The following is a 21,906-nucleotide window of genomic DNA, read 5'->3' as shown; positions in this document are numbered from 1 at the left end:
GGGGGGAACTTCTGCGATCATCACTCGCACCCTCACTGAGGTTGTTTCTACGATATTGACAACGCCTATGGACACGCTGAGCGCAGGCTCCGCGGCAGCAGGGCATCTGGCGAACGGGGCGATCCAGCTGCTGGACCAGCTGGGCTTCCAAGGTTGCAGCCGAAACGCGAATACCGGCGGATGGCCAGCTCGCCGCTATCCTGACGCAGCTGGTCAGACGCAAAACACCCATTCCCGGGCCTTTCGGCACGGTTTCGGGATTTGCCAGCAGGTGCACTGGTACTCTCGACGCTGGATGCTAGTGAAGCATTCCCCGTGAAGAATCCGCATGCACGTGCAGTGAAAGGCCCCATGGCAGCCAGCGAATCCAGCGTCAACTCCCGCGCCCGCGCTGCAGTCGCGGCCCTGTTCCTCACTAACGGAGCACTCTTTGCCAATATGGCGCCGCGCCTTCCCGAGCTGAAGCGGGAACTGGAATTGGACACCGCCGGCTACGGCTTGCTGGTCACCGCATGGCCTGTTGGGGCAATCCTTGCAGGGTTGGCTGCAGGTGCGCTGGTGCGCCGTTTTGGTTCCGCGCAGGTTGCCGTCGTGGGCACGATAGTTACCGGTGCGGCCTTGCTGGCCGCCGGCAGCGCGCCGGGCGTGGTCTTGGTCGTGCTGGCTTTTGCCCTGGGCGGCGCCATGGATTCGATTACGGATGTCGGGCAGAACGCGCACGGGCTGGTGGTGCAACGGCGCTATGGGCGTTCGATACTGAATTCATTCCACGCGTTGTGGTCTGTCGGAGCGGTGATCGGCGGTTTGATGGCCGCCGGAGCGATCCAGATGAACCTGGCATTGCCAGTGCATTTGGGCATATCGATGGTGCTCTTCGCCGCGGTGGCACTGACTGCCCTGAAATTCTGCCTGCCTCGATCCGCCGAACTGGCGGTCATAGAACCTGTTGCGCCACCTGCACCCGGAACCGCCCAGGCCGCGGCCCCAGCAGGATCCCGCGGACGGCTGCTGCTGATGATGAGCGCCCTGGTCTTGATCTCCGTAGCCGGCGTGATGGTTGAAGACGCCGGGAATTCGTGGTCCACGCTGTATCTTGGCCAGCTGGGGGCGCCAGCGGCGCTGGCGGCCAGCGGGTTCATCGCTCTGGTCGGGGCCCAGTTCATTGGCCGAATTCTCGGCGATGGCATGGTCAACCGCTTTGGCCAGCGCGGCATGGCCCAGTTCGGGGGAGCGCTGATAGCAATCGGTATGGGTCTGGCGTTGTTCTTCCCCACGGTTCCGGGCACGCTGCTGGGATTTGCCGCGGCTGGATTCGGCTCGGCCACCCTGGTCCCGGCGGTGATGGACCAGGCCGACAAGCTGCCCGGCCTGCCTCCGGGAACTGGGCTGAGCATCGTCTCCTGGCTCATGCGATTGGGCTTCTTGTTCTCGCCACCGCTAGTGGGTTTCCTTGCCGAGAACTTCGGGTTGCGCATGGCCCTGATGGTGTTCCCCATTGCGGGACTTGTGGTGCTTGCTTGCTCGCCAGTGCTGCGTGGAAAAAGCCCGCGGAGCGATGGAACAGGGGAGCAAGGAAGCCGTAGCTAGTTTTCGCCCCGAAGCGTGATGGACTCGATGGCTTCTCCGTGCAGGTCTTCAATGACCAGATTAACTACCAGTTCCCTCCAGCTGATCAACGGGCTGATGGCGCAGCGGACATAGTCAAGGACTTGCTGCTCGATAATCTGAACCGAGCTATCCCCAGCCATGCTGACATGGCATTGCACCCTCCAGTTAAGGTGGGGAATCTGCGTGTCGGTCGCCTTGATCTCCGTGTAGTTCAATTGCGATGTCGTCGACTCGGAAAATACCGCTCGAATCGCCTTGATCAATTCCAGGGACGATACGCGTTTGGCCAGTCCCGTGCCTGCTTCTTGCACATCCCACATCCGCTGGAATGGCGAGTGCTCAGCTATTTTGCCCAATATTCGCTGCGAGAACGCTTCAGGCTGGTGCTCGGGAGTCGAGCTGTGCAGCAGTTGGGTGATGAATCCGTTCTGGTCCTTGAGCCGTTGCCGTTCGGCGTGGCACCACCGGCACTGCAATTCGTGCAGATCTGCAGGTTCATCCAGGTTCAGCAAAACGTCTTCGGTAGTACGTCCGCAGGGAAGGGTTTTCATGACACCGCCTCGCTGATTGCATTGCGTGCCCGTGCGAGTCGCCCTCGCACAGTTGATTCTGAAACGTTGGTCACCAGGGCCGCTTCCTTATAGCTCATGCCTTGGAGCGCGACCAGTACGAACGCCTGGCGAAGCGCCGAAGGCAATCCGTTGATGATCTGCCAGGCATCGGCAATTTCGCCGCGTTGCACGGCGACGTTTTCTGGCAATTCACGGTCAGGGACTGGGGTTTGCTCTAGCACTTCATCATCCACGGTTTGCTGGTCATTGGCACGCTGGCGGATGCGATCAAGGCAAATATTTCGTGCCATGCGGTAGAGCCAAGTCTTGAACGCGGCACGTTCGCGCAGTGAGCCCAATGACTGCCACGCGCGGATCCAGGCATCCTGGGTGGCATCCTCCGCATCGTGCCAGCTGCTGAAAAAAGTCTTGCAGTATTGACGCAGGCCGGGTGTCAGTGCGGTGACGAGTTCGCCGAAGGCCTCGGGGTCCCCCTCCATTGAACGACCAACAAGCACGGTCAGCCGGGTCGGTTCCAAACACCCCTCCTTAAGTGATCTATATCACACTCATAATGTGTGAGGATTTATCTGTAGCTCTCGTCTGTATGAGTGTAAGGCACAAAAATATCCGTTCAATGAATGAGGAGACCATCATGGTGCAACGCGATTCACAAGGGCCAATCATCAAGCCAACCGGCGAAGAGCTGGAACGCCAGGCCAAGGCAAAGGCCGCAAATGAAACGCCGGTCCACGAAGAGCTGCGCGGTCCGCTGCACACCGAACTGGGCAAAACGACCATCGAAGACCGTGTTGTCCAGAAGATTGCCAGCATCGCCACCCGCGAAGTCTCCGGCGTATATGCCATGGGCAACGCCGCCCGCCGGACCTTCAACTCGCTGGCCGAACGCATCCCCGGTGCCCAAGCCAACGCGGCCGGAGGCGTGAGCGTCGAAAAGGGCGAGCAGCAGACCGCCATCGACGTGTCGATCGTAGTTTCCTACGGGTTCTCGATCGTTGAGGTCTCCAACGAGATCCGTTCGAATATCATCGCCCAGGTTGAACGCGCCACCGGTCTGGAAGTCATCGAGGTAAACATTGAAGTCACCGACGTGCACCTGCCAGAAGACGATGACGATGACGCCGAGCCCCGCGATGGCCTGAAATAACTGTCCTCATCTAAGGAGCAGAACATGTTACACGTCAAGTGGGGTTTGGCCATCGGCTGCCTAGCCGGATTGCTGATTGCCTTCGGATCATTCACCCAGTTCGTGGTGGTGGCATTCTTCGCGATCATCGGCGCTGGAGTCGGATGGCTTTTGCAGGACAGGGTTGACCTCGGCCAAGTGTTCAGCAAACGTCGGCGGTGAAGCAGATGGCAGAGCTGTCCTCTAGCCGTGGAAGCACCACGGTGAACACGGCCGTCTATTCAAAAATCGCTGCCCAAGCAGCCTACAAGGTGCCAGTTGTCGGCTCTGCCGCGGGTGGGATCCTGGGGCTGGGAAAGTACAAGGATTTTGACAGCCGGCCCAAGGCCAAGGCCGAGGTGCTTGGAAGTGCAGTGGTGGTCGATTTGGACCTTGGATTGAGCTATCCGAGCAATGTCCAGCAAGCCTGCGAAGACGTGCGGAACATGGTTGCGGCTGATTTGCGCAAGTATCTGGGCGTTGAGCAGGTGCAAACCGATATACGGGTGAGCTGGATGTCAACGCCGGATGAAGGAACTAGCAACAGGAGGCTGCGATGAGCAGGTTCTGGCACGTTCGCAGTGCCCGCACCCTGGCCTTGATGATCAGCTTCATCGTCGTGTTGGCCATGAGCATTCTCCTGGCGCTATCCTGCCTGCTGCGTTTGACCAGCGGACAATGGCCCGGTGTTGCCCAGCAGGGCATTAACGCGGTCGGCAACTTGCGCTTCAATGACAACCTGGCAGTGATCGCCATGGTGGTTCTTGCGGTGCTCGGTCTGCTGCTGTTGCTCAGCGCGCTCATTCCAGGGCGCCGGCAGAGCATCCTGCTGACTACCGATGATCCTTCAGCGGGGTCGGAACAGGCAATCTCATGCCGTGGAATATCAACCTTGGTGGGGCATGAGGTTGAGCGAACCGATTCGGTGACCCGCGCGAGCGTGAAAACCAGCCCGGCCCTGGTCCAGGTTACCGTGCAGACTCCAGCCCACTCGGTTCAGCGCGTGCGGCAAAACGCGCAGGCGCGGGCGCAGCGCGTGATCGACGGGTTGCCATTGCAACGCGTTCCCAAGGTCAAGGTCTCAGTGCAACGGCGAGGGGGAAACTAGAAATGTTCAGAACGCATGTGGTGCGCCAACGACTCATTCTGGCGATCCTCGGTTTGGTCATGCTGGCGGCCGGTGCCTCGGGCCTCGCTGCAGTGTGGTGGGGGTTTGGCCAAGGCGCTGGCCTCGGCCAAGCCCGGATTGCCAGCAGCCTGCCAATCGATCAGCAGTACCTGCTGCCACTGGGACTCGCGCTCGGAATTGCCGGCATCGTGCTCTCGCTGGCGGTGCTGATCACTGCCATTCCGCGCCGCCCGTCGGCGCATGAATTCAGATACGAATCGAGCAGCGAAGGAGTCAGCGAGATCGAGACTTCGGTAATAGCCAAAGCCGCGGAAACGGCCGCTCGAACGCAACCGGAAATCGTGGATGCGAACGTTCGAATTGGCGGCAATGCAGCTGAACCCGTGCTTTATGCGCGATTCACCCTTCGCGCCGACGCTCCGGCGAATCGAGGGATCGAGCTGGTCAATGGCCGCGTGGTACCTGACCTTGAAATGGTGCTGGGGGTGCCTTTCTCCCGCAAGCACATCTCGTTCAGCTTCCAGAAGCCGGAAAAGCAGGATTCGAATAAGGCCGTGCTCATCTGAGCCGGCCCAGGAAAACAAGAAATAGCCATTAACGGCACGGGCATCGTGCCGCATCTCTTGGGGAAGTAGGAATACATGGGAATAATCGGTTGGATCATCCTTGGCCTCGTTGCCGGTGCGATCGCGAAGGCAATCAAGCCCGGAAAGCAGGGAGGCGGCTGGCTGGCCACGCTGCTGCTCGGCGTGGTCGGGGCGGTGCTGGGAGGCTGGATTGGCTCGGCAGTTTTCGGTGTCGGAGTGAGCGAGTTCTGGTCATTGTCCACCTGGCTGCTGGCCATCGGAGGTTCGCTGCTGGTCCTGGTCATTTGGGGTTTTGTCAGCAGCAAGCGCGACTAGGGGCATGCAGTGAACTGCATGCGGCCTGACGGCGCTGGCTAATGGGAACGGGCGGGATCCTTATGGATTCGCCCGTTTTCCTCTGCCGCAACGCCTGCATGATGCCGGTGGGAACCAGTAGTGCCCAGGACAGCGCGGGGCCGGGTGCTGCGCGAATCATCCAGCTTGGCATGCAAGGTGCCCTCTCCACTAAGTCCATCATCGACAAGACCAGGCAGATCCCAGTCGAGCGAACGTGGAGGCCAGGACCGCCTGTAAACCGTAGGGCTAGGCTTGGGGAATGGAAGATGCGCTGAAAAAGATCAGCTGGCCGGTACGCACTGAACGCCTGTCCCTGCGTCGCGTGAATTCGGCTGATGTGGAAGACCTCTGGCGCTACCGGCAGCTTGCCGATGTCACCCAGTGGATTACCGCTGGCCCGCCAACTCTGGAAGAATTCCGTTCGCTGTTCTTCGCGAAGGACTATCCGCTGAGGAACCTGGCTGTGGAACTGGACACCGGGCAGGGAACCATGCTTATTGGCACGGTCATGCTGGATATCGTGGATGGCTGGGGGCAAAGCGAAATTGAGCAGCGCGCCAAGGGCGTCGAGGGCAACCTCGGGTGGAGCTTCGACCCCTCCTTCGGAGGCAAGGGCTACGCCACTGAAGCCGTTGCCGCTGCCATGGGCCTGTGCTTCGGCCCGCTTGGCCTGCGCAGGGTTACTGCCGAATGCTTTGCCGCCAATGAGCCATCATGGAGACTGATGGAGCGCTTGGGGATGCGCAAGGAATTCCATGGCCGCAAGGACAGCCTGCACCGCAGCGGGGAATGGATGGATTCCATGGGCTACGCGCTGTTGGCTGAGGAATGGACGGCCCAGGCCTCCTGCTAACGGATGAGGGATAGATCCTTGATCGCCGGTGTGTTCTTTGAAAGGCTGGAAGAGAACAGCACCACCCCAGCGAGCTAGGCGGTCCCATGGGCAAATCAACGCGCACCATTGTTCTTTTGGCGCTGGCAACCGGCGCAATTCTGCTCATGGCGCTGTCGGAGGAACCTACCTGGGGGTTGCTCGTAGGCAGCTGGACCTTGATGCTTTGGGGCTGGACTGGCAGTCCGAAGCCCCAGGAAATCACCGTCGATGCACAGGGGCTCTCACCCCGGGATGTGAAGGAATACCGCCGCCAGCATCCGGGCGCGACGATGGTTGACGCGATCAATGCGCTGGGGAAACCAAGGAGATAGCCAAAACTGTCCGTGCAAGGTTGGCATGCACGAAGTTGCGTGCTCGCGACGCGAGCTGGATCGCCTTGCCGAACAGAAGCAAGACACCCCAAACTGAGCCATCGCCCGCAGATCGGCGATCGTGAACTTTCCTGCACTTGAGTTGCGGGCAGGAGCCACCAAATGTCCAGTCAGTAAAGTCTCCGGGCGCTCAAGTACACTCAAGCGACGATGTGACTGAACCGAAAATGTTTTTAGCCCGCGACGATAATGTCTACTTCAGCCATTTTGAATGGAGCAAGTTGGCTTGTGCTGGCTTTTGCGTCGGTGATCAGTGTCCACCCATCGGGCAACTTCGCCCAAGCATGGAAGGGATGCTGGTTGAGCTTTGAGCTATCTGCCAGCACGAAAACGCGTTGCGCCCTCGAGGCCATTTTCTCCTTGAGGCGGGTCTGCACCAAATCTGCTTCGCAGATAGCATCAGGTGTGACCGCGTCAGCACCCAGGAACACGGAATCAAAGCTCATCCGTTCTAGGCAGTACTCGGCCAAAGGCCCGACAAATGCTGCGCTGCGATGCCGCAGGGTGCCGCCGAGGCACTCAACGTGTACCGACTCCGCCTCAGCTAATTCTTCCACCACCACTAGGGAAGTGGTTGCGACGGTGAGATCGCTGGCGTCACGCAGTAAATGAGCGAGTGATGCGACTGTTGATCCCGAGTCAAGCAGGATGGTTTGCCCCTCGGTCACCAGAGTACGGGCCCTTTGCCCGATAGCGCTTTTGGCTGCGGCATTCTCCATGTTCCGCTGACGGAACGTGGACTCGATGACGGGGGCGGTCAACGGCATTGCGCCACCATAAGTGCGTGCAATCTTGCCTTCTCCGGTCAATCGAGAAAGATCGCGGCGAATCGTGGAGGCGGTGACGCCAAACCGTTCGGAGAGTTCCTCGACGCTTGCCAAACCGCTGGTATTGGCCAGTTCAAGAATTTGCCCTTGGCGTACCTTGGCGCTGGTTGACATGGGATCCTTTTCCCTTCTGCTCCATGGCATCTATTATGCCGAGTGTATCGGCATTGGACCGGATCGTTTATTTGACCGGGATCGAAGCCAAATTCACTGACTGCTGCAGGGCCTCGATCATGCTGCCCACCTCGACAATGCCCTGACCAGCAATATCAAATGCGGTGCCGTGGTCCACCGAGGTGCGGATGACTGGCAGGCCGACGGTGATGTTGACGCCAGCTTCGATGCCGAGAACCTTGACCGGACCGTGGCCCTGGTCGTGGTACATGGCGACAATGAGGTCGTAATCGCCTCGACCTGCCAGGAAGAAAGCCGTATCGGCAGGCAGCGGTCCGATAGCGTTGATCCCATCGGCCTGCAACTTATCGAGTGCAGGAATGATCTTTTCCTCCTCTTCGTTATATCCGAACAGGCCGTTTTCGCCGGCGTGTGGATTGATAGCACAGACGCCGATCTTTGGATTGGGATTGCCGGAACGGACCAATGCTTCATGCCCACGGCGGACGGTGCGCTCAACTAGTCCGGGTTCGATTTTCCTGATCGCATCGATCAAGCCGATATGCGTGGTCACGTGAATGACCTTGACCTTCGGAGTGGAGAGCATCATCGATACTTCCTCGACGCCCATGAAGTGGGCGAGCAATTCAGTGTGCCCCGGATAGACGTGGCCAGCTTCGTGCAATGCCGCTTTGTTGAGTGGAGCGGTGCAAATACCCTGGACCTCACCGCGCATCGCCAGCTGGCAAGCAATGCGAATGTAGTGGTACGCAGCGTTGCCGGCCGCCACGGAAATCTTGCCCCACTCCAGATCCTCAGGCAGCAGATGCGGGTCGATAACGTTGATGCGACCCGGGATGAACTGGGCCTCGGAAACCTCCGAGATTTCCACGATGTCGGCCTTGAAACCTAACGCCTTGGCGCCCAGTGACAACCGGTGACAGTCACCAATTACAACGGGGCGGCTGATCTCGTAGGCATTGACATCCATCAGGGCACCGACGGTGACTTCTGGACCGACTCCTGATCCGTCACCCATGGTGACGGCGATGAATGGGCGGGAATCTAGGGTGGTAGTGCTCATGGATTCAAACTCCTGAGAAAGAGGAACGCGTAGATTGCGCAAGGTGGTCAGTGCTTTGGTGAGTATGTCGGAGCTGCCGAAGGACCCAGGCTTGGTCCCGATGAGGCGTCCGTCGGGTGCTTGGCAAATGACAACTCCCGGTTCCAACTGCGAGCGTGGATTCAGGGATACGATGCCGAGATCGTCAAGGACAATGCGGGCCGTTTCCCCGCCAGTGAGGAAGAGGTCGGTTGCCGGATGCTCGGCGAGAAATGCCGCTGCCTGTTTACGCAGCTGCCGGAGGGCGATTCCAGGATCAGTCCGTTTGCGCGTTGCGCGCAGGATGACCGGATGCCCGGCCTTGGGCGACAGCAATTCGTCTATTGTTTCGCCGCAAGGAATCCCGGCATACTGGGCCAGTTCGAGTTGCTGCCCCGAAGGCCCGGAAGCTGAACCGACGACGCCGAGGATTTGGCGAGAAACCTCTTCGGGGTTCGCCGGAATCTGATCTTCAGCGAGACGGGGTTCTGCTGAGCGTGCAACTAATGCGCTGGCCAAGGCGGCATTCAACGCTCCAGTGCCAACGAGAATGCTGCGCTGAAATGTCTCTGGATGCTCAGCGTTCAGGTGAACCCATGCTTCAGCAATGGATTGCAGGTCAGACTCGGATTCGCAGTCGATAATGACCGCCTGAGCGGTCGTCATTGCGGCGGTAAGACGCTGCTCGAATGCAACATTCGATTCGGTAATAGCTGGGCGAGCCGTCGTGGTGGTGTGTACGTCGGCTAATAACTCTGCAATGGTTGCGGGCGCTTGTTGGGCCTCTAGTTGCCAAGCATCACTAGCAGCCAATGGCTGGCCGGCAACAAGCGGGCGTCCATTCTTAACGGTCCGATCCAGATGCGGCAGTGCGCCAGCAGCTATCAGTCGGTAACCGCTATCAGCCAGGGCTGAAAGTTCTGCGTTGAGGTTGCCGCGCCATAGCGAATCGATCTTTTTGAAGATCAGGGTGCCTGAAGTTTGCGCTTGGCAAAGTTCCTGAATGTGCCGATAAGCATCTGAGGGTTTCAGATAACGGCTATTGGTGTCTAGAACGGTGACGCGGTGTGTTTTATCTACTGGAGCCGCGTTGCTATCCAGCAAAATCTGAGTAGAAAAATCGCGATCACTCCAAGGTAGCGACACTTCGCAGGCACCAGAGAAATCATCTGCGAGAATCAGGATCTCCTTTTGATTCTTGGTCATTTGGACGCTTGCCACCTCCTTGGTTCAGTTCCGGGTGGCCCCGGAGATTCGTGTGCTTCTGGTGCCATCATGACACAGTTGCGCGAAATGCGCTATGCCTATTGCGCATTTCGCGCAATCGTGACAAAGTGATTTTGAGATACACATCACTACGAGTGAATGGCCCTGCAATCATAGGGGCGAAGCGCTCCAGAAAGTCGATTGGGAGGTCGAAGATGACCGCACGATTCTCAGGCCCAGAGATGTCGCGACGCCAGCTTCTGCAGCTGGCCGGAGCAGCTGGGCTCTTTGCGGCAGTGGGGGTGAGCGCCACCGCATGCGCCGGACCCACCGGCTTGCCGGGCAAAGACACATTGACCTTGGCTCTCAACCGTTCCTTAGTTTCTCTGGATAACAAGTTGAACCAGTTTGATGCGGCAGTCACCGTTCAGCGTTCGGTCCGAGAAGGGTTGACGGCCATCGGACCAGACATCGCTCCGATCCCGGTGCTCGCCGAATCAATGGTGATGGCATCCCCGACGCGCTGGACCGTCAAGCTCCGTGAAGGAATCACTTACTCGGACGGACGCCCACTTAAGCCTCAGGATGTGGCCACCGCCCTGGAAATGTATTCCAAGGTACAAGGCTCTTTTGTCGCCAGTTTCTTCCCGGAGTTCCCGACGGTCTCCGAAGTTGATGAGCGGACGTTCCATTTGGACTCTCAAGGACCGATTCCCATTTTGGATGCGCTCATGGCACTGATCCTGATTTCTCCTGCTGAAGACAACAAGGCCGAAGAACTGCAGACCGGTGTGGGGACCGGGCCATACACGGTCCAATCCTTTGACCGGGGCTCTGGAACTTACACCTTGGTTCGCAACGAGAACTATTGGGGAGAACCTGCTCCGGTTCGCCAGATCAACGTCCGTTTCCTACCCGAAGAATCTTCTCGGGTGATCGCGCTGCGCAGCGGTGAAGTGGATGTTATTGATTCCATCTCGCCTAACTCCATGGAACAGTTGGAAGGCCTTCCCGGCGTCACGATAGAAAGTGCTTCGTCGCTGCGTCTGAACCAGATCTTCTATAACTTCCGCAAACCGAAGTCGCATCCGCTAGCCGATCCGAAGGTACGTCAAGCCCTCTCCTTCGCCATCGACGGGAAGGCGCTCGTGCACGATGTCCTGATCGATACGGTCGAACAGGCGCAGGGCGTCACGCCGACCAGTTTGTTCGGACACGCCAAGACCGGTGACTACGTCTACGACCCGCGCAAGGCCAAATCTCTGCTGGCCGACTTGGGAGTCGAGGATCTGAAGCTCAAGATCATTTGGGAGACGGGCGAGTTTCCCTCGGACACCGCCATCATGGAAGCCCTGGTACAGATGTTTGGGGATATCGGAGTGAAAACCGAACTCCAGCAGTTTGAACCGGGCGGAAATATCCTGCAATGGCGCCAGGGCAAGGAAGGGGACTGGGATCTGCTGGGCAACGGTTTCTCAAGCCCCACCGGTCTTGCGATAACCATGTTGCAAGGCATGTACGCAGGTACCGCGGAGAAGGAAAAGACCCGCGATACCTATCAGGGCTACGTCAACCATGAGGTCGAACGGAAAATTGCCCGCGCAGCAGCGGAAGTGGACGAAGCTCAGCGCACGGTGCTCCTCGAGGTAGCCCAGCAAGCAGTTTGGGATACCTGGCCTTGTGCCTGGGCTTTCACGCCCAAATCAATCCTTGCCCGCCGCAACCGCGTGCAGAACCTGGAACTATCCGCCGCCAACGCCTACCCGCTGGCCCGAGTGGGATTGGAGAGCTGAGCCATGCTTACCTATCTTCCCAAACGCATTGGGCAGGGACTGCTCACGGTTTTCCTGACTGTTTCAGTAGTCTTCCTGCTCATCCGCATGGCACCGGGCGACCCGGCTGCCTCCTTCGCCGGACCATTGGCAACCAACGAGCAGCTGGCCGCCGTGCGCGAACAGTTCGGTCTTGATAAACCTCTCCTGCAGCAGTACGTGATCTTCATCGGGCAGCTGTTCACTGGCCATTTGGGGCAGTCCTACTCCTTCCAAGCCTCTGCTGTGCAGGTGGTCATGGATCGGATGCCTTACACCCTGACCTTGGCCACCAGCTCGATTTTGCTGGCAGCCCTCGTAGCAATCCCTCTGGGAATGTGGATGGCTCGCCGCTCCGACACTGATGCCGAACTTGGCGTGAACGTTCTGACTATCGCCGGACAGTCCATGCCCGACTTCTGGACCGGAATCATGCTCCTGACTGGTTTCTCAGTGATCATTCCCCTGTTCCCTGCGTCCGGATTCACCACCTGGGGCGGGCTGGTCCTGCCCACCATCACCGTCGCGATCCTGCAGATCGCTCTGGTCTCACGCATGGTCAAGCGGGAAATGGTCGCCAACTTCAACGCACCCTACCTGAGCATTGCGCGCTCCCGTGGTGTCAGCGAACGAATACTGACCTGGCGCTACGCACTAGGCAATGCAGGAATTCCAGTTTTCACCGCCCTAGGTACCCGCTTCGCAGCCATGCTCAACGGTGTGGTGGTTGTTGAAGTAGTCTTCGGCTGGCCCGGTGTAGGTTCGCTGATCGTCCGGGCCTTGGAAACCCGCGACTACCCCCTGATTCAGGCCACCGTGCTGATCACCGCCCTGCTGGCTGTAGCCGTCCAGTTGCTGATCGACCTGGCCTACCCTCTGCTGGACCCACGGGTCCGCCTCGGAAAGGCAGCTTCGGTATGAGTGCAACCATCCAAAACCCTATTCAAGCTGCGGACCCGGTACGCGATTCGGCAGTCACCAAGCAGCTGCTGAAGAAGTCGACAGCCGCCCGGCGCGCACGATCAACTCGCATCAAGTTGTGGCTAGGCGCCATCATGACTTTGCTGGTAGTCCTGCCGATCGCCTTCGCTAATTTCCTGCCAATCGCGGACCCGAATATGCAGGATTTGGGTGCCCGGCGATTAGCTCCCATGGTGGATGGGCACCTCTTCGGGACCGATCAGCTTGGGCGCGACCTGCTCTCCCGTGTGCTTTTCGGAGGGCAGACCTCTCTGATGATCGGGGTGCTGGCTGTCGTCGTATCGGGTGCCATCGGCGTGATCCTCGGATCCATTGCAGGTTTTTATGGCAAGTGGGCCGACGTGATCATCTCCCGTGTGCTCGAAGCACAGCTTTCGTTGCCGCTGCTGATGATGCTGCTCCTGGTGGTCGCACTATTCGGTCCATCAATACCGGTGATCACGGGAGTCATTGCCATAGCGCAGTGGCCCGAAGTCGCCCGCCTGACCCGGTCCTTGGTGCTGGTGGAACGCGAAAAGCCATACGTGGACGCGGCCAAAACCTTGGGGTTACGCAAACTGGGGATACTCGCCAAGCACGTGATCCCTAACGTATTCAAGCAAGCCAGCTTGGTCATTCTGTTGTTGTTGGCACAAGCAGTGTTGTTGGAAAGTGCGTTGTCCTTCCTGGGCGCTGGACCGCAGCGTCCTTTCTCCACCTGGGGCCGCCTGATTTCTGATGGCCAGGACTACATCACCACTTCATGGTGGATGGTGACCTTGCCGGGCCTGTTCATCGTTGTCCTTGTAGTGGGTGTCAACCTCTTGGGTGATGCTCTGCGTGATGGCAACCTCCGCCGCTCTTCTAAGAAGGAAGGCAAGTGATGAGTGAGCAAAGCACCGCCGTTCTTGAGGTCTCCAACTTCAGTGTTGAACTCATGACCGACAATGGCGTCTTCAAAGCTGTTAATAACGTAACCTTCCGCATCGGCCACGGCGAAACCGTCACCATCATTGGCGAATCCGGTTCGGGCAAATCCACCACAGCCATGGGACTGCTCCAATTGTTGCCCAGGGGACTGGCCGCGTTATCTGGAGAAGTGCGGATCAAGGGCCAAGACGTGCTGGCCAACCCGAAAGCAATCTCGAAATACCGGGGACGAGGCCTGGCGCTGATCCCGCAGGATCCCATGACTGCGCTCAATCCGGTAGCCACGATCGGATCGCAGTTGCGTGAGGCGATCAAGGTGGCCGGCCGAATCACCGGCAAGCAGGAACTGCAGAATAAAGCCGTGGAACTGCTCGAGCAAGTACGCATTCCGCTGGTCGAGGAGCAATTGAAGAAGTTCCCGCACCAGCTCTCAGGCGGCATGCTGCAACGCGTCCTCATTGCCATCGCTCTTGCCAGCGAGCCTGAACTTTTAGTTGCCGATGAGCCAACTAGCGCCTTGGATGTTACTGTGCAGGCCGGCATCCTTGATCTGCTAATGGAATTGCAGCAACGTCGCGGAATTTCAATTTTGATGATCACGCACGATATCGGCGTAGCAAGGTTAGTCTCCGACACAATTCATGTGATGAACTCGGGGAAGTTCATTGAGTCTGGTCCCGCTGCCCAAATCGTCGACGCGCCTGCCCAAGAGTACACGCGTAAGCTGCTGGCCGCGGTGCCGCGGTTGGGAAGCTGGGACGAAACACCGATGACAATAGAGGGAGCATCATGAAGCAGCAAGCGCCGTTCCTATCGGTGAGAAACCTGAGCGTCGAGTACCACACGCACAACGGAATCTTCCGCGCAGTGGATGACGTTTCCTTTGACCTTGAACGCGGAAAGACCTTGGCCGTGGTCGGCGAATCAGGGTGCGGAAAGTCGACCATCGCTAAGTCCATCATGCGGTTGATCAAGCCAGTCAAGGGGCAGATCATGTTGGATGGAACCGATCTGGTCCCCCTGAGCGAAAAGCACCTGCGACCTCTGCGCCGCAAATTCCAGATGGTTTTCCAAGACCCCTACGGTTCACTTGATCCGAGCCAGAGCGCCGAGCAGATCATCACCGAGCCATTGAAAATTCAGAAATCCGGAACGCCCATCGAGCGTCGGAAGGAAGCGCTTCGGCTGCTGGATCGCGTGGGTCTGCCAGAAGGTGCGCTGAACAAGCGTGCGAACGAGTTTTCCGGTGGCCAGCGCCAACGCATTGGTATCGCCCGGGCCTTGGCCTCCAAGCCAGAGCTTTTGGTGTGCGATGAGGCCACCAGCGCGCTGGACGTATCGGTACAGGCGCAGGTGCTCAGGCTACTGTCCGAAATCCAGGAAGATACCGGCATCTCCTACGTGTTTATCTCGCACAATTTGGGCGTTGTGCAGGAAATTAGCCAGCAGGTCATGGTGATGCAACGCGGAAAACTAGTTGAACTTGGATCTACCGACGAAGTGCTCACCTCGCCAGCTGAACAATACACACGCAAGTTGCGCCGAGCGGCCCTAGACCCGAGCCACATGCATGGCGTGAAGCCGCGCCACATCTTGGCCGGGCTGACCAGCTAAAACTGCAAGAAACGATGAAGGATACAAAGACGATGGTTAAGAACGCCCCGGCTGCTCTGGTTCTGGGAACCATGACCTTCGGTGACACCGCAGATGCCCAAGCCAGTCAGCAAATGCTCAACACGGCGCTGGACGCGGGCATCACCCACATTGATACCGCCAACGCCTATGTTGGCGGCGCTACCGAAGAATTATTGGCCACCTTGCTGGAAGGCAAACGCGATTCGGTCTTCCTAGCTTCCAAGGCGGGCATGCCTCACGCGGATGCCGGCAATGATTCTCCGCTATCGCCATCGGCGCTGCGCCGAAGTGTCGAGGCCTCCTTGCGGCGGCTCAACACCGATCGCCTGGACTTGTTCTACCTGCACCAGCCGGACTACGCGATCCCATTGGAAGATACCCTGGGCGAAGTCGCCAAGCTGTACCAGGAAGGCAAGATCCTTTCCCTGGGCGTCTCCAACTTTTCCGCGTGGCAGATCGCGCAGGCCAGCCACCTGGCTGAATCCGTCGGTGCACCGCGGCCGGTGGTGGCGCAGCAACTCTACAATTTAGTGGCACGTCGCGTCGAAACCGAATACCTGCCCTTCGCACAAGCCAGTGGGGTGGAGACCATGGTGTACAACCCGCTCGGCGGTGGTTTGCTCACTGGCCGCCACAGCTTTGCCCAGCAACCACAAGAGGGCCGCTTCGGCAGCTCGCGGCTGGCCAGCATGTATACCGAACGCTACTGGGACGAGGATCTCTTCAAGGGCATCGAAACACTGGCCACGCTGGCCAAGGAAGCCGGCATCAGCCTCATTGAGCTATCCCTGCGCTGGCTGGCCTACCACCAGAGCGTCGATTCACTCCTGCTTGGCGGCTCCAAGGCAAACCAGCTGGAATCCAACATTGCCGCCATTGCCAAGGGGCCTTTGGATCAAGCTCTGAATGCGGCGGCCACTGAGGCCACCGCCTCGCTACACGGTCCAATGCCTGCCTACAACCGCTAAAGAAGAAAAGAGAACCAATACCATGACTGCAGCAGTTGCCACTGAATTCGCCCGAAAAATCCGAGACCGTGAACCTGCCGTTGGCTACTGGGTGGTGCTTGATTCGCCCGTGTCCACGGAACGCATCGCACGCCTAGGATATGACTATGTCGCCCTCGACGCTCAGCACGGCCTGATTGGCTACAACGGCATGCTGACCGGACTGATGGCCATCGACGCCTCGGGCCAGGCCGCCGGAGTAGTCCGCGTGGAAGCCAACAACGCCACTGCCATCGGCAAGGCGCTGGATGCTGGTGCCGTAGCCGTCATCGTGCCGCTTGTGAACGACGCACAAGATGCCGCCAACGCGGTCAAATACGCAAAATACCCGCCTCACGGAATTCGCTCCTACGGTCCAATGCGTTCGTCCTTGCGTGTGGGACCGGTGCCAGCCGAAGCCGATGCCACCACCATGGTCTTTGCAATGATTGAAACCCCCGGCGGACTGGAAAACGTCGAAGAAATCGCAGCAGTTAAAGGCCTGGACGGGGTCTACGTCGGACCAAGCGACCTTGCTTTGGCTATCGGCGCTGCGTTCCCCGGAGATCCGGCCATCAAGGACGAATTCGAAGCCGCGCTCAAGCGAGTCAGCTCGGCCGCACAGAAGGCTGGCATCGCCGCCGGAATCCACAACGCCAACGGTGCGTTGGCCCAGCAACGCCTCGGTGAGGGCTATACCTTCGCCACGGTGGCCTCGGACCTGACTCATCTGGAAGCAACCGCTGCAACCCACTTGCAGCAGGCTCGCTCCTAGCCCACCGCAGACAGCAAGGAAACAAACTATGTCGTCGACCGAATTTTCCACTATCGTCCCCGACGGGCAGATCCATGAGGACGGGGCGCTGACTTACGCCTATCTGCCTTCACCCACCGTGCAGTCCCACGCTGCGAACCTGATGATCCTGGGCAACGGAAATCTTGGTTGCGTATGGTTCGGAGGGACCCAAGAAGGTGTGGCAGATATCAGCATTTACTTCTCCACCCTGCAACGCCTTCCTGATGGCCAATGGGCAGACAAATGGTCTCCCGCGCAACAGCTCTCCTTTGACTCGACCCGCTCTGAGCAAAATCCAATTCTCTACCGGCACAGTGAAGAATTGTGGTTGCTCTACACCGCCCAGCACGCGGGCAACCAGGATACGTCCGAGGTGCGCCGTCGAGTCTCAACCGATCACGGACTAACCTGGTCCGAACCCGAAACTCTGTTTGAAGCCACCGAACACGGCGGAGTTTTCGTCCGTCAGCCTCCGGTGCAGGTGGGCGAGCGGCTCTTCGTGCCGGTCTTCCGATGCGCCACCGTGCCCGGACAAAAATGGCTGGGGGACTTCGATGACTCTGCGTTGATGGTCTCTACTGACGGTGGTGCCACATGGGTTGAGCAGATCATTGCCGGTTCCACGGGCTGCGTCCACATGAATATCGCGGCACTTGCCGACGGGAGCTTGCTGGCGCTGTATCGCAGCCGCTGGGCCGACTGGATCTATGCGTCGCGTTCCGAGGACGCTGGACTGACCTGGAGCGTACCCGAAGCAACGGAACTGCCGAATAATAATTCCTCCATCCAATTCGTCTCCATGGATGATGGACGATTGGCATTGATCTACAACCACTCCCAGGCCGACGAGCAAACCGAACGCCGTTTATCGCTCTACGACGAGATTGATGATGAAGGGCTGGACTCCAGCGTGGATGGACCGGTGGTCTTTGAACCAGTGGCAAATGAAGATTCTGGTGTGCGCAAAGCCTTCTGGGGTACCCCGCGAGCACCGCTGACGGTGGCGATCTCCTCGGATCGTGGCCACAGCTGGCCAACGCGTCGAAATCTGGAAGTGGGTGACGGCTACTGCCTGTCCAATAATTCCCGGGAAGGATTGAACCGGGAATTCTCCTACCCGTCCATCTATGAAGGGCCGGACGGGGCATTGCATCTGGCTTATACCTACTTCCGCCAGGCCATCAAGTACGTGCGAATCGACCCATCATGGGTCAGCGTGCAGGGAGCAGGCGATGATGCCTAGGGCGCTGGTCACCGGCGTCAGCTCCGGTATTGGCGAAGCCATCGCCACAGCCTTGCTCGATGCAGGTTATGACGTGGCTGGACTGAGCCGCAGGGAACCGTCCATCAGCAATGTCAGGTTTAGTTGGCGAAGCACGGACCTGGGCGATCTTGCCCAAGTTCAAGAAGCGGCAAGGGAGCTGGAAGCACCGGATATCTTTGTCCATGCGGCAGGCTACATGGCTACCGGGGCGTTGGGCGAGCTCAAAGCCGAGGACTTGGCGGGAATGCACGCAGTTCATGTGCAGGCACCCATGGTTCTGCTTAACTCACTGGCACCGACGATGGGCGATGGATCAAGGATTATCTTGATCGGCAGCCGCACCATGAGCGGCGTCGCTGGCAAGAGCCAGTATGCGGCCACCAAGTCGGCGCTCGCCGGTCTATCGCGCAGTTGGGCCATGGAGCTTGCCCCGCGTGGCATCACCTGCAATGTGGTGGCTCCGGGGCCGACCAGGACCCCGATGATGGTTGATCCGCGACGCGCAGGCGTCCCGCCGGTCACCCCGCCACTGGGTTCCTTGGTTGATCCCGCCGATGTTGCCGCGCTGGTGCTGTTCCTTGGAGGAGAGCATGGCAAGTCGATCACCGGCCAGGTGTTAACCATCTGCGGTGGCGCATCGCTGAAGGGCTAACTGCACTATTACAGCAACCGGCCATCGGTTCCACACGATCCGTACCTGGCGCACGCGGGGAGCAACGACCGGAGCACATCAAGACCCCATGACCAGCGGCGGACATGGGGTCTTGTCATGCAGGAGTTGCGAGCGCCTAGTAGTAAACCGCCAGCGGGCCATTGGGGCCCGGGATGACCTTTACCGGGGTTTCGAAGACCTTGGTCAACACCTCATCGCACATGATTTCATCAGGGGTGCCGAACTCGACAACCTTGCCCTGCTTCATCGCGCAGATGTAGTCGGCGTAGTGGCCTGCGAAGTTGATGTCGTGCAGCACGATCACGATGGTGCGGTTCAGCTCGCGGGCAGCGCGCTGCAGGTGCTGCATCATCACTACCGAGTGCTTCATGTCCAGGTTGTTCAACGGCTCATCGAGCAGCACCGTGTCGGTGTCCTGGGCCAGGACCATGGCCACGTAGGCGCGCTGGCGCTGGCCTCCGGAGAGCTCATCGAGGTAGCGGCTTTCCAATTCGCCCAGATCCAGGAAGTCGATGGAGCGCGAGATGATCTCTTCATCGGCCTGGGTCAACCGGCCCTTGGAGTGCGGGTAGCGGCCGAAGCCCACCAGCTGGCGCACGGTCAGGCGGGTCACGAAGTGGTTTTCCTGGCGCAGGATCGAGACGATCTTGGCCAGATCCTTCGAGTTGGTCCTGGATACGTCGTAGCCGGAGACCTCGATGGAACCCTGGTCGATGCCCAGCAGGCGCCCGACCATGGTGAGCATGGTGGACTTGCCGGCGCCGTTCGGGCCTACCAGGGCGGTGATGCCGCCGGTGGGGATTTCCAAGCTGACCGGGCCGATAGAGACCGTGGAGCTGTACTTCTTGCTGACGGAATTGAGGGTAATCACAGCCGGCCCTTTCGCAGGATGAAGATCAGGAATGTAATGCCGCCGACGGCCTCGATGATGATGCCGACCACGCCTTCTGCGTAGAAGATGTTCTTCATGACGAAGTAGGCGCCGGCCAGGACCACGAAGCCGATGAGGAATGACATCGGGTAGATGTAGCGGTGGTCGTAGGTGTCCGCCAGCTGGTAGGCCAAGGTGGCCACCAGGAAGCCGAGGAAGGTCAGCGGGCCCACCAGTGCGGTGGTGACCGCCATGAGAATCGATACGAAGAACAAGGTCTTCATGACTTCTCGGCGGTGGTTGATCCCCAGGTTGATGGTGGTTTCCTTGCCCAACGCCAGGATGTTCATCTTCTTCGAGGACAGCACCAGGTAGCCGCCGGCAATGGCCACCAGCGGGATAGCCACCGGCATGTAGCTCATGTCGGCGTTGGCCATCGAGCCGAACAGGCGTGCGGTGAGCACATCGAATTCGCTCGGGGTCAGCAGCCGCTGCATGAAGGTCGCGATCGAGCCCAGCCCGGTGCCGATGATGATGCCCACCAGCAGCATGATCTGGATGTTGCCCAGCTTGCCCGAAAGCAGCCAGCCGTACAGCGCCACCGATAGGCCCACCATGATCGCCACTTGCAGGACGAACTGGCTGACACCGGTGAAGAAGGTGATGCCGGCAACGCCCAGCACGAAGATCGCACCGGTCTGCACCACCCGGTACAAGGCTTCGAAGCCCATGATCGACGGGGTGATGATGCGGTTGTTGGTCACCGTTTGGAAAGCCACGGTGGCGATGGCCTGGCAGGCCGCCACGATCACCATGGTCAGGATGTTGCTGGCGCGCAGCTTGGCGATGATCCAGAAGCCGTCGGAGCCCAATGGCATGGGGTTATCCCAGGCGAGCAAGCCGATCCCGAAGAACAGGGCCAGCCCGATCATGATGGACAGGGTGATCCAGTAGCGCTTGCGGACCTTTGGGGTGGGCAGCGGGCCGGCAGAACGGCCGGAGCGGTGCATGCCCAATGCGGGGTGAGTCATGAGATTAGCCAACTTTGCGCTGCCTCAGAAGCAGGAAGATGAAGACGGCCGCGCCGAGCACGCCCAGGATCAGCGAGACCGGAATCTCGAAAGGCATGATGATGGTGCGGCCGATCAGGTCGCACACGGTGGTGATGGCAATGCCCAGCAGGCAGACCCAAGGCAGGTTGCTGCGCAGGTCATCACCGCGGACCATGGAGACGATATTCGGAACGATCAGGCCGAGGAATGGCAGGTTGCCGATGACCACGGTGACCACGCCGGTAGCGACCGCGATCAGCGCGGTGCCCAGCAGCATCACCTGGCGGTAGTTCAGGCCGACGTTGGTGGCGATTTCCTCGCCCAGGCCGGCCACGGTGAAGCGGTCGGCAACGATGTAGATGGCGACGGCGACAATGGCCACGATCCACAGCACCTCGTACTGCCCGCGGATCACCGAGGTGAAGGAACCGGCCAGCCAGATGCCCATGGACTGCAGCTTGTCGGTGGACAGCGCGAAGAAAGTGGAGAAGGCGCCGACTACCGAGCCGAGCATGATGCCCACGATCGGCACGGTCAGCGAGGCCTTGAGCGAAATGCGCTGCAAGAACAGGAAGAAGATCATGGTGCCGATGAAGGCGAAGACAATCGCTACGCTCATCTTGGCCAGCAGTGACGCGCTGGGGAAGAGCACCAGCATGGCCAGCAGGCCCAGGCCCGCCCATTCGGTGGTGCCGGTGGTGGTCGGCTCCACGAAGCGGTTCTGGGTCAGCAGCTGCATCACCAATCCGCTCATGGCCATGGCCGCTCCGGCCAGCACCAGCGCAATGGTGCGCGGGATGCGGGTGACGGCGAACATCATGGCGCCGTCGTCCTTGCCGAAGATGTCGTAGACGCCGGTGAACAGGGAGAACGCCAGCAGCACCAGCACCCCGAGGATGCCCAATGCGAGTTTGCCGGAAAGGACCTTGCCCTTGGTCCGGGCCGGTGGGATCGTGCTTGTCATTATGCCGCCGTGGAAATAAGTGGTGGGAAAACAGCTCTAGTGGCGAAGCCGG

At 59.3% G+C, this 21,906-nt stretch carries 25 protein-coding genes; 18 read left to right on the top strand and 7 right to left on the bottom strand.

What is annotated here, in order from left to right:
• Nucleotides 1–315: 315 nt before the first annotated feature.
• Nucleotides 316–1,587, top strand: a complete 1,272-nt coding sequence (locus ACNPN0_RS14845; RefSeq protein ID WP_448938947.1) for an MFS transporter — start codon at nucleotides 316–318, stop codon at nucleotides 1,585–1,587.
• Here the strand turns inward: ACNPN0_RS14845 and ACNPN0_RS14840 are convergent.
• Complete coding sequence (locus ACNPN0_RS14840) at nucleotides 1,584–2,159, bottom strand: hypothetical protein (protein WP_448938206.1); 576 nt, start codon at nucleotides 2,157–2,159, stop codon at nucleotides 1,584–1,586. The two genes, ACNPN0_RS14845 and ACNPN0_RS14840, sit on opposite strands and share 4 nt — an antisense overlap.
• Complete coding sequence (locus ACNPN0_RS14835) at nucleotides 2,156–2,698, bottom strand: RNA polymerase sigma factor (protein ID WP_133833920.1); 543 nt, start codon at nucleotides 2,696–2,698, stop codon at nucleotides 2,156–2,158. The genes ACNPN0_RS14840 and ACNPN0_RS14835 overlap by 4 nt, the downstream gene beginning before the upstream one ends.
• 98 nt (nucleotides 2,699–2,796) lie before the next feature.
• Between ACNPN0_RS14835 and ACNPN0_RS14830 the strand changes: the two genes are divergently transcribed.
• The 8 genes from ACNPN0_RS14830 to ACNPN0_RS14795 all read left to right on the top strand — a co-directional run bounded on the left by ACNPN0_RS14830 (nucleotide 2,797) and on the right by ACNPN0_RS14795 (nucleotide 6,603).
• Nucleotides 2,797–3,327, top strand: coding sequence for an Asp23/Gls24 family envelope stress response protein (locus tag ACNPN0_RS14830; protein WP_448938207.1), 531 nt, complete (start codon nucleotides 2,797–2,799; stop codon nucleotides 3,325–3,327).
• 24 nt (nucleotides 3,328–3,351) lie between these two features.
• Nucleotides 3,352–3,528 carry a hypothetical protein gene (locus ACNPN0_RS14825; RefSeq protein WP_181148776.1) on the top strand — a complete coding sequence of 59 codons (177 nt, stop codon included), beginning with the start codon at nucleotides 3,352–3,354 and terminating at the stop codon, nucleotides 3,526–3,528.
• A 5-nt stretch (nucleotides 3,529–3,533) separates the two neighbouring features.
• A complete protein-coding gene (locus ACNPN0_RS14820; RefSeq protein WP_146112224.1) occupies nucleotides 3,534–3,905 on the top strand; it encodes an Asp23/Gls24 family envelope stress response protein in 372 nt (123 codons plus the stop codon).
• The gene (locus ACNPN0_RS14815; RefSeq protein WP_448938208.1) at nucleotides 3,902–4,453 is read left to right on the top strand and encodes a DUF6286 domain-containing protein; all 552 of its coding nucleotides are present in this window, start codon (nucleotides 3,902–3,904) and stop codon (nucleotides 4,451–4,453) included. The genes ACNPN0_RS14820 and ACNPN0_RS14815 overlap by 4 nt, the downstream gene beginning before the upstream one ends.
• Before the next feature lie 2 nt (nucleotides 4,454–4,455).
• Entirely contained in the window at nucleotides 4,456–5,040 is a 585-nt protein-coding gene (locus ACNPN0_RS14810) for a hypothetical protein (protein ID WP_448938209.1), read from the top strand.
• Between the two features lie 75 nt (nucleotides 5,041–5,115).
• Nucleotides 5,116–5,376, top strand: a complete 261-nt coding sequence (locus ACNPN0_RS14805) for a GlsB/YeaQ/YmgE family stress response membrane protein (protein ID WP_105656414.1) — start codon at nucleotides 5,116–5,118, stop codon at nucleotides 5,374–5,376.
• A gap of 280 nt (nucleotides 5,377–5,656) precedes the next feature.
• A complete protein-coding gene (locus tag ACNPN0_RS14800; protein WP_448938210.1) occupies nucleotides 5,657–6,250 on the top strand; it encodes a GNAT family N-acetyltransferase in 594 nt (197 codons plus the stop codon).
• Between the two features lie 86 nt (nucleotides 6,251–6,336).
• Nucleotides 6,337–6,603, top strand: a complete 267-nt coding sequence (locus tag ACNPN0_RS14795) for a hypothetical protein (protein WP_448938211.1) — start codon at nucleotides 6,337–6,339, stop codon at nucleotides 6,601–6,603.
• 233 nt (nucleotides 6,604–6,836) lie between these two features.
• Here ACNPN0_RS14795 and ACNPN0_RS14790 read toward each other — a convergent pair whose 3' ends face one another.
• The gene (locus ACNPN0_RS14790; protein ID WP_448938212.1) at nucleotides 6,837–7,604 is read right to left on the bottom strand and encodes a DeoR/GlpR family DNA-binding transcription regulator; all 768 of its coding nucleotides are present in this window, start codon (nucleotides 7,602–7,604) and stop codon (nucleotides 6,837–6,839) included.
• 67 nt (nucleotides 7,605–7,671) lie between these two features.
• Complete coding sequence (gene pdxA / locus ACNPN0_RS14785; protein ID WP_448938213.1) at nucleotides 7,672–9,912, bottom strand: 4-hydroxythreonine-4-phosphate dehydrogenase PdxA; 2,241 nt, start codon at nucleotides 9,910–9,912, stop codon at nucleotides 7,672–7,674.
• 101 nt (nucleotides 9,913–10,013) lie between these two features.
• On the opposite strand from pdxA, the gene ACNPN0_RS14780 reads away from it, so the two are divergent.
• From ACNPN0_RS14780 to ACNPN0_RS14740, 9 genes are read left to right on the top strand one after another with little or no spacing between them, the layout of a single operon-like run.
• On the top strand, nucleotides 10,014–11,705 hold the full coding sequence (locus tag ACNPN0_RS14780; protein WP_448938214.1) for an ABC transporter substrate-binding protein: 1,692 nt from the start codon (nucleotides 10,014–10,016) through the stop codon (nucleotides 11,703–11,705).
• A gap of 3 nt (nucleotides 11,706–11,708) precedes the next feature.
• Nucleotides 11,709–12,644, top strand: a complete 936-nt coding sequence (locus ACNPN0_RS14775) for an ABC transporter permease (RefSeq protein ID WP_448938215.1) — start codon at nucleotides 11,709–11,711, stop codon at nucleotides 12,642–12,644.
• Complete coding sequence (locus tag ACNPN0_RS14770; RefSeq protein ID WP_448938216.1) at nucleotides 12,641–13,567, top strand: ABC transporter permease; 927 nt, start codon at nucleotides 12,641–12,643, stop codon at nucleotides 13,565–13,567. The genes ACNPN0_RS14775 and ACNPN0_RS14770 overlap by 4 nt, the downstream gene beginning before the upstream one ends.
• Nucleotides 13,567–14,406, top strand: a complete 840-nt coding sequence (locus ACNPN0_RS14765; protein WP_448938217.1) for an ABC transporter ATP-binding protein — start codon at nucleotides 13,567–13,569, stop codon at nucleotides 14,404–14,406. The genes ACNPN0_RS14770 and ACNPN0_RS14765 overlap by 1 nt, the downstream gene beginning before the upstream one ends.
• Nucleotides 14,403–15,227, top strand: coding sequence for an ATP-binding cassette domain-containing protein (locus tag ACNPN0_RS14760; RefSeq protein WP_448938218.1), 825 nt, complete (start codon nucleotides 14,403–14,405; stop codon nucleotides 15,225–15,227). Before ACNPN0_RS14765 ends, ACNPN0_RS14760 begins: the two co-directional genes overlap by 4 nt.
• Before the next feature lie 32 nt (nucleotides 15,228–15,259).
• Nucleotides 15,260–16,216, top strand: coding sequence for an aldo/keto reductase (locus ACNPN0_RS14755; protein WP_448938219.1), 957 nt, complete (start codon nucleotides 15,260–15,262; stop codon nucleotides 16,214–16,216).
• A gap of 22 nt (nucleotides 16,217–16,238) precedes the next feature.
• Nucleotides 16,239–17,009 (top strand): HpcH/HpaI aldolase family protein, encoded by a 771-nt coding sequence (locus ACNPN0_RS14750; RefSeq protein WP_448938220.1) that lies wholly within the window; start codon nucleotides 16,239–16,241, stop codon nucleotides 17,007–17,009.
• 28 nt (nucleotides 17,010–17,037) lie between these two features.
• Nucleotides 17,038–18,273 (top strand): sialidase family protein, encoded by a 1,236-nt coding sequence (locus ACNPN0_RS14745; RefSeq protein WP_448938221.1) that lies wholly within the window; start codon nucleotides 17,038–17,040, stop codon nucleotides 18,271–18,273.
• Entirely contained in the window at nucleotides 18,263–18,946 is a 684-nt protein-coding gene (locus ACNPN0_RS14740) for an SDR family NAD(P)-dependent oxidoreductase (protein WP_448938222.1), read from the top strand. Before ACNPN0_RS14745 ends, ACNPN0_RS14740 begins: the two co-directional genes overlap by 11 nt.
• 136 nt (nucleotides 18,947–19,082) lie before the next feature.
• Here ACNPN0_RS14740 and ACNPN0_RS14735 read toward each other — a convergent pair whose 3' ends face one another.
• The 3 genes from ACNPN0_RS14735 to ACNPN0_RS14725 are packed head-to-tail and all read right to left on the bottom strand — an operon-like array spanning nucleotide 19,083 to nucleotide 21,854.
• A complete protein-coding gene (locus ACNPN0_RS14735) occupies nucleotides 19,083–19,838 on the bottom strand; it encodes an iron ABC transporter ATP-binding protein (RefSeq protein ID WP_448938223.1) in 756 nt (251 codons plus the stop codon).
• The gene (locus ACNPN0_RS14730; RefSeq protein ID WP_434689669.1) at nucleotides 19,835–20,869 is read right to left on the bottom strand and encodes an iron chelate uptake ABC transporter family permease subunit; all 1,035 of its coding nucleotides are present in this window, start codon (nucleotides 20,867–20,869) and stop codon (nucleotides 19,835–19,837) included. The genes ACNPN0_RS14735 and ACNPN0_RS14730 overlap by 4 nt, the downstream gene beginning before the upstream one ends.
• 4 nt (nucleotides 20,870–20,873) lie before the next feature.
• On the bottom strand, nucleotides 20,874–21,854 hold the full coding sequence (locus ACNPN0_RS14725; protein WP_434689667.1) for an iron chelate uptake ABC transporter family permease subunit: 981 nt from the start codon (nucleotides 21,852–21,854) through the stop codon (nucleotides 20,874–20,876).
• Between the last annotated feature and the right edge of the window lie 52 nt (nucleotides 21,855–21,906).

It is taken from the genome of Glutamicibacter sp. AGC84 (assembly GCF_053543575.1).
Note: the sequence above shows the minus strand (reverse complement) of the source record. Positions and strands in the feature narration are given on the sequence as shown.